The sequence below is a fragment of the uncultured Nocardioides sp. genome (assembly GCF_902805925.1).
In the GTDB taxonomy this organism is placed as follows: Bacteria; Actinomycetota; Actinomycetes; order Propionibacteriales; family Nocardioidaceae; genus Nocardioides.
This window is the reverse complement of sequence record NZ_CADCUP010000116.1, coordinates 1-7303: the sequence shown is the minus strand read 5'-3', so window position 1 is coordinate 7303 and position 7303 is coordinate 1. Positions and strand designations below refer to the sequence as shown.

Annotated in this window: 7 protein-coding genes; all 7 read left to right on the top strand. The window is 74.2% G+C overall.

Annotated features, from left to right (window positions below; genetic code table 11):
- Positions 1-668, top strand: a 668-nt coding sequence (locus tag QZX64_RS08325; RefSeq protein ID WP_295658318.1) for a penicillin acylase family protein, incomplete at its 5' end; no start/stop codon positions are given.
- A gap of 59 nt (positions 669-727) precedes the next feature.
- Positions 728-1861, top strand: a complete 1134-nt coding sequence (locus QZX64_RS08320) for an ROK family transcriptional regulator (RefSeq protein ID WP_295658316.1) — start codon at positions 728-730, stop codon at positions 1859-1861.
- A 41-nt stretch (positions 1862-1902) separates the two neighbouring features.
- Positions 1903-3192: an extracellular solute-binding protein gene (locus QZX64_RS08315; protein WP_295658314.1), complete on the top strand. Its 1290-nt coding sequence runs from the start codon at positions 1903-1905 to the stop codon at positions 3190-3192.
- A 128-nt stretch (positions 3193-3320) separates the two neighbouring features.
- Complete coding sequence (locus QZX64_RS08310) at positions 3321-4241, top strand: carbohydrate ABC transporter permease (protein ID WP_295658312.1); 921 nt, start codon at positions 3321-3323, stop codon at positions 4239-4241.
- Positions 4238-5077, top strand: a complete 840-nt coding sequence (locus QZX64_RS08305) for a carbohydrate ABC transporter permease (protein WP_295658310.1) — start codon at positions 4238-4240, stop codon at positions 5075-5077. The genes QZX64_RS08310 and QZX64_RS08305 overlap by 4 nt, the downstream gene beginning before the upstream one ends.
- A complete protein-coding gene (locus tag QZX64_RS08300; RefSeq protein ID WP_295658308.1) occupies positions 5074-6465 on the top strand; it encodes a glycoside hydrolase family 3 N-terminal domain-containing protein in 1392 nt (463 codons plus the stop codon). The genes QZX64_RS08305 and QZX64_RS08300 overlap by 4 nt, the downstream gene beginning before the upstream one ends.
- The coding region (locus QZX64_RS08295) for an ROK family protein (RefSeq protein ID WP_295658307.1) at positions 6453-7303 on the top strand (851 nt) is incomplete at its 3' end. The genes QZX64_RS08300 and QZX64_RS08295, both read left to right, overlap by 13 nt.

Sequence of the window (7303 nt, the reverse complement as noted above, 5' to 3'; positions counted from 1 at the left end):
TCGACGTGGCGGGGGCGGGCGCGGTGCTCGCCGACGTCCGGCAGACGGCGGGGGAGTCCCTGCTGTCCAGGATCGCCGGGATCGGCGGCGAGGTGGCCGACCGGCTGGCCGCCTGGGATCGCGAGATGAGCACCGACAGCGTGGAGGCCGCGCTGTTCGTGCGGGTGCGCGAGCTGCTCGTGGAGGCCGTCTGCGCGGCGCCGGTGCTGCGGGCGCTGCGCCGGCCGACGCCGTACGACGACCTGCTCGCGCCGTGGTTCTCGCTGCCCGCCCGGGTGGCGGTCTCGCTGGAGACGCTGCTCGGTCACAACCGGCCGCTGGGGCTCGACCTCGACGCCCTGCTGCGGGACGCGCTCGAAGAGGCCGCGACCGAGGGCGGGGTGACGTGGGGGAGCCGTCACCGCTTCGCCGCACCGCCGCAGCGCGGGGCCGGGCACGCGCCGCCCCTCGAGCTGCCCGGAGACACGCACTGCGTCTTCGCCACCGGCTGGCTCCCGGGCTCGGAGCAGAGCGTCCGCGGACCGGTCGCCCGCTACGTGTGGTGCCTCGCCGACCGAGACGCGAGCCGGTGGGCGCTGCCGCTGGGGGCCGCCGGCGACCCGGCGTCCCCGCACCACCACGACCAGCAGGTGACCTGGGCGCACGGCGGGACGCTGCCCGTCACCTGACCGGATCACCAAGAAGAAGATCTTGACACCAGGTTTGTTAGTGCGCTGAACTAACAAACGTGACCCAGACCACAGCGCCCGTCGGCCGGCGCCTGCGCGCCCAGGGCACCGTGCGCCAGGAGGACGCCCGTCGGCACCACCGCACCGTCTTGCTGCAGCACCTCTTCCGCAGCGGCGCGGCCAGCCGGGCCGACCTCGCCCGCACCACCGGGCTCACCCGGGTCACCGTCTCGGACCTGGTGGCCGAGATGCTCGGTGACGGCCTCGTCGAGGAGCTCGGTGCCCCGGTCGGGTCCCGCGTGGGCAAGCCGCCGACCATGGTCGGGATGGCGGTCGACAGCTCGCACATCGTCGCCATCGACCTCTCCGCCGACGACCGCATGGCCGGGGCTGTGATGAACCTCGCCGGCACCGTCGTCCACCGGGCCGAGGTCTCGTCGGTGGGCGCCCGGGGGGCGGCGGCCGTCGAGCTCACCGTCGAGCTGGCCCGCACCCTGGTCGCCCGGGCCGACAAGCCGGTGCTCGGCATCGGCGTCGGCTCGCCCGGGGTCGTCGACGACTCCGGCGTCGTGCTCGACGCCCCCAACCTGGGCTGGCACGGCACGGACCTCGGCGGCGCGGTGGCCCGCGCCACCGGCGTGCCCGTCCACGTGGCCAACGACGCCAACGTCGCGGCGCTGGCCGAGCACACCTACGGCGGGGCGGCCGACGGCGGCCTGATGGTGCTGCGGATCGGCTTCGGTGTCGGCTCCGGGATGATCCTCGAGGGCATGCTGCTCCACGGCTACCGCGCCGCGGCCGGCGAGATCGGCCACGTCACCGTCGACGACGACGGTGAGCCGTGCGCCTGCGGCCGCGTCGGCTGCCTGGAGACCCTCCTCGCCGTCCCCCGGCTGCGCGCCCGGCTCGCCGCGTCCGGCGACCGGGCGGCCCTGCTGGCCGCGACCGGAGCCCGCCTCGGCGAGGTGCTGGCTCCGGTCATCGGGGCGCTCAACGTCCACGAGCTCGTGCTCACCGGACCCCTCGACCTCCTGGACGGCCCGCTGCGCGACGCCGTCACGGAGACCCTTCAGCGCCGGGTCATGGCAGTCACTGCCGACGGCCTCACGGTGCGCACGTCGAACCTCGGGGACGACGTGGTCCTGGTCGGCGCCGCCGGCCTTGTCCTGGCCGGCGAGCTCGGCGTCTCGTGATCGAGCGCCACGCGGGCATCCACCCATGAAAGGAAACGACTGTGCGCACGACGACTAGGCACGCGCTCTCCCTGGCGACAGCGCTGACCATGGCCCTGGCGCTCGGCGCCTGCGGCTCGGAGGACGACGGCGGCAGCGGGGGCGGAGGCTCGAGCTCCGGCGCCGAGATCCGCGTGTGGCTCAACGGGCCCGACACCCCGCAGGACGCCCGCGACCACCTCAAGACGACCTTCGAGGAGCAGAACCCCGGCTCCACCCTCACCATCGAGGAGCAGCAGTGGGAGGGCCTCGTCGAGCGCCTCACCACAGCCCTCTCGAGCGAGTCCGAGACCCCCGACGTGGTCGAGGTCGGCAACACCCAGGCCGCCACGTTCACCACGGCCGGCGCCTTCGCCGACCTGTCCGGCGACCTGGAGTCCCTCGGTGGCGACGACCTGCTGCCGGGCTTCGTGGAGGCCGGCACGGCCGACGGCGCGACGTACGCCGTGCCGTACTACGCCGGCTCGAAGTACGTCTTCTACCGCAAGGACCTCCTGGCGAAGTCGGGCATCGAGGTGCCGACCACGACCCAGGAGTTCATCGACGCGGCGATCAAGCTCAAGCAGGACAACCCGAAGCCGGCCACGTTCTCCGGCTTCTACCTCCCCGGCCAGGACTGGCGCAACGGCGTGACCTTCCTCTGGAACGCCGGCGGCGACCTCGCCGTCGACGAGGGCGGCACGTGGACCGGCGCGCTCTCCACCCCGGAGTCCATCGAGGGCCTGGAGACGGTGCAGACGCTGTTCCAGGAGGCCTCGGGCGCGGCCAAGGACGGCAACGAGGCCGACCCGCAGGTGCCGTTCTGCAACAACGAGATCGCGATGATGTCGGCACCGGGCTGGGTCACCGGCCTGATCGCCGACGAGGAGACGGGCTGCCCCGACATGATGGAGAAGGTGGGCGTCTTCGCCCTCCCCGGTGCCGACGGCGACCCCGCGCCGGTGCTGCTCGGCGGCTCCAACGTCGCGGTGGCCGCCAAGTCGCCCGACCAGGACCTCGCCAAGAAGGCCGTCGAGGTCATGCTGAGCGACGAGTACCAGTCGATCCTGGCCGAGAACGGCCTGACGCCCGCCAAGGAGTCGCTGGCCACCCAGCTCGGCGACGACGAGTTCGCCCAGGCCACGATCGCGGCCGCCAGCAACGCCAAGCTCACCCCGGCCGCCGCCGGCTGGGCCAGCGTCGAGGGCGCCCGGATCCTCGAGGACATGTTCGTCGGGATCGCCAACGGCGGCGACGTGGCCGAGCTGGCCGGGGCCGCCGACCAGGCCATGGAGGAGCAGCTCAACCAGTAGCGCGCCGTACGACGCACCACCGCACCACACTGGAGCACGACGGGCACAGCGCGGCCGGGGGCGTCCCCCGCCCCGGCCGCGCTGTCGCACGCCCCGCCCGCCGGCGAGACCCGAGGAGAGGAGCGACCATGGCCAGCACCACGGTGACCGCCGGCCCGGGTCGGTCCCGTCGCGCAGCGCTGCCCTACGTGCTCCTGCTGCCCGGCCTGCTCGCGCTGTGCGCCGGCCTGGGGTACCCCCTCGTCCGGCAGGTCGTCCTGTCGATGCAGGAGTACGGGCTGGCCCAGCAGTTCGGCCGACCGCCCGAGTGGGCCGGGCTCGGCAACTACGCGGAGATCCTGACCGACGGCTACCTGTGGACCGTCGTCGTCCGGTCGGTCGTCTTCTGCCTGGTCTGCGCCGGCGTGACCATGGCGATCGGGATGGGCCTGGCCCTGGCGATGCGGCTGATGTCGAGGCCGGTGCGGCTGCTGGTGCAGACCGGCCTGCTGCTGGCCTGGGCGATGCCCGTGCTCGCCGCGCTCACCATCTGGCAGTGGCTCTTCGACTCCCGGTACGGCGTCGTCAACTGGCTCCTGTCCCACGGCGGCCTCGGCTTCGAGGGCCACTCGTGGCTGCTCGAGCCGCTCTCCTTCTTCTTCGTGGCCGCGGTGGTCGTGGTGTGGATGGGCGTGCCGTTCGTGGCCTTCACCATCTACGCCGGCCTCACCCAGCTGCCCGGCGAGATCATCGAGGCCGCGGAGGTCGACGGGGCCGGCCCGCGGCAGCGGCTGCGGCACGTCATCGTGCCGATGACCCGGCCCGTCCTGCTGATCGTCGGGCTGCTGCAGGTCATCTGGGACCTGCGCGTCTTCACCCAGATCTACGTGCTCCAGAAGGCCGGTGGCGTGACCCGCGAGACCAACCTGCTCGGCACCTACATCTACCGCTCCGGGATCGGCGAGGGGAACTTCGGCGTCGCGTCCGCGGTCGCGGTGTTCATGCTGGCCCTGACCGTCGCGCTGACGTGGCCCTACGTCGCGCGGATGCTCAAGGACGTCGACTCATGAGCCGCCCCGTGCCCCGGCGTACCCGCATCGCCGTCGACGTCCTCGGCCTGGTCGCCTTCGTGGCCTGCGTCTTCCCGGTCTACTGGATGGTCAACACCTCCTTCCTCGACCGGCGCGACATCCGCGCGCCCGACCCCACCTGGCTGCCGATCGGCGGCGGGCTCGACAACTACCGGCGGCTCTTCGACGGCACCGGCTTCGTCGGCGCCCTGGGCATGAGCCTCGCCGTCACCGTCGGCACCGTCCTGGTGGCCCTGGTCTTCGCGTTCCTGGCGGCCCTGGCCGTCTCGCGCTTCCGCTTCCGTGGCCGGCGCTCGTTCGTCATCGCCCTGCTGGTGGTGCAGATGATCCCGGCGGAGGGCCTCTTCATCTCCCAGTACAAGATGCTCGACACCCTCCAGCTCACCAACACCGTCCTGGGCCTGACCGGGCTCTACATCGTCGCGGTCCTGCCCTTCACGATCTGGACGCTGCGCGGCTTCGTCGCCGGCCTCCCCATCGACCTCGAGGAGGCGGCGATGGTCGACGGGTGCACCCGGATGGGTGCGTTCCTCCGGATCACCTTCCCGTTGCTCGCCCCCGGCCTCGTCGCCACCGGCGTCTTCGGGTTCATCCAGGCCTGGAACGAGTTCACCCTCGCCCTGGTGGTGATGACCAACGCCGAGAAGCGCACGCTGCCGGTGTGGCTGAGCACGTTCACCGACGTCAACCGCGGCACCGACTGGGGCGCGGTGATGGCCGGCTCCACGCTCATCGCGATCCCGGTCGTCGTCTTCTTCCTGCTCGTGCAGAGCCGGATGGTCTCCGGCATGACCGCGGGAGCGGTGAAGGGATGAGCGCGTACGTCGAGCGGCTGGCGCTGGCCGTGCAGCTGCCGGCCTTCCCCGGACCCGACCTCACCCCCGGCTGGGCGCGCCTGCTCGAGGAGGGCGTCGGCGGGATCTGTCTCTTCGGCAGCAACACCGCCGAGGGGCCCCAGCGGGTGGCGGACCTCACCTCGGCGATGCGGGCGGTCGCGCCCGACCTCGTGGTCGCCACGGACGAGGAGGGCGGCGACGTCACCCGGCTGCACTACGCGCACGGCAGCCCGGTGCTCGGCGCGGCCGCGCTGGGTGCGGTCGACGACCTCGCGCTGACCAGGGCCACCGGGGCGGCCGTCGGTGCCGAGCTGGCAGCCTGCGGCGTCGACCTCGACCTGGCACCGGTCGGCGACGTGAACAGCAATCCCGACAACCCCGTCATCGGCACCCGCAGCTTCGGGACCGAGCCGCACGACGTCGCGCGCCACCTGACCGCCTGGGTGGAGGGGCTCCAGTCCACCGGGGTGGCCGCCTGCGTGAAGCACTTCCCCGGTCACGGCGACACCGCGGCCGACAGCCACCTCGCCCTGCCGCTGCTCGACGTGCCGGCCGAGACGCTCGCCGCACGCGAGCTGGTGCCCTTCGAGGCGGCGATCGGCGCCGGCGCGGCCGCCGTGATGACCTCGCACATCGTCGTTCCCGCGCTCGACGACCGGCTGCCCGCGACGCTGAGTCCGGCGGTGCTCGGCCACCTGCGCGCGGCCCTGGGCTTCCAGGGCGTGATCGTCTCCGACGCCCTCGACATGGCCGGCGCCAGCGCGGAGCGCGGCATCCCGGAGGCCGCGGTGCTCTCGCTCGCCGCGGGCGCCGACCTGCTCTGCCTGGGGCCGGACAAGGACGAGTCGCTGGTGCGGGCGGTGCAGGGCGCCGTCGTGGACGCCGTACGCCGCGGGCGGCTGTCCGTCGAGCGCCTCGCCGACGCGGCCGCCCGGATCGCCGCCAGGCCGCGGGGCCCCGGCGCCGCCGAGCCGTTCGACCCCGACGCCCAGCTGGCCGGCGCCCGCGCCGCGCTCTTCGTCGAGGGGGACCTGCCCGACCTCACCGACGCCCTGCTCGTCACCGTCGACACCGAGCCCAACATCGCCGTCGGGGTCGTGCCGTGGGGCCTCCCGGCCGGGCCGGCGAGCCCGTCGGCCGCCGACCCGGGCAGGACGGTCGTCGTGCAGGCGCGCGACGCCCACCGGCACCCCGCCACCCTGGCGCTGCTCGCCGACCTGGCGATGCGGGTGCCCGTGGTGCTGGTCGAGTGGGGATGGCCCGGACCGGTCGACGTACCCCTGGTGCGGGTCGTCACGCACGGCTCCTCGCGGCCCGCCCGGCGTGCGGTCGAGGAGCTGCTGCAGGCGCGGGGGTGGCGGCGGTGATCGGCCTGGACATCGGCGCGACCAAGACCCTCGGGGTGGCGCTCGACGAGTGCGGCGAGGTCGTCGCGCAGGTGCGCGAGCCCACCGGGTGGGGACCGGACGGCGTCGTGCGCACTGCCGCCCGGGTCGTGGCCGCACTGTCGTCGGCCAGCGACTCCGCCGCCCCGGTGGGGGTCGGCGTACCGGGCGTGGTCGACAGCGCCCGCGGTCTCGTCTCGCACGCGGTCAACCTCGGCCTCGACGGCGTGCCGGTCGCGCTCGCCGGGCGCCTCGGCGAGGCCGTCGGGCGGCGCGTGGTGCTCGAGAACGACGTGAACGCCGCCACCCTCGGCGTCGCCGCGCTGACCCACTCGACCGACCTGGCCTACCTCGGCATCGGCACCGGCCTCGCCGCCGGTCTGGTGGTCGACGGCGCCCTGCGCCGCGGCGCCCGGGGAGCCGCCGGGGAGGTCGGCCACGTGTCCGTCGACCCCCTCGGGCTGCTCTGCGCCTGTGGTCAGCGCGGCTGCCTGGAGACCGTGGCCTCCGGCTCCGCCCTGGCCTCCGCCTGGCCGACCGACGGGCCCGCTCCCGCCCGGGCGCTGTACGCGGCGTGCCTCGCCGGCGACGCGCGGGCGCAGGCGATCTGGCTGACCTTCGCCGACGGGCTCGCGCAGGCCGTCACCGTGCTCGCCCTGGGCGTCGACCCCGACGTCGTCGTGCTCGGCGGTGGCGTCGCGGACGTCGGCGAGCCGCTGCAGGAGGCCGTGGTGGCCGCCCTCGGGCAACGCGCCGCCGGCTCGGCGTTCGTCGCCTCCCTCGCCGGGGCGAGCGAGCAGGCGCCGGGCCCGGTCATCGC

Excerpts from the sequence above, each read along its gene's own strand:
- QZX64_RS08300 (WP_295658308.1), top strand. The coding sequence starts at position 5,074 with ATGAGCGCGTACGTCGAGCGGCTGGCGCTGGCCGTGCAGCTGCCGGCC.
- QZX64_RS08310 (WP_295658312.1), top strand. The coding sequence starts at position 3,321 with ATGGCCAGCACCACGGTGACCGCCGGCCCGGGTCGGTCCCGTCGCGCA.
- QZX64_RS08305 (WP_295658310.1), top strand. The coding sequence starts at position 4,238 with ATGAGCCGCCCCGTGCCCCGGCGTACCCGCATCGCCGTCGACGTCCTC.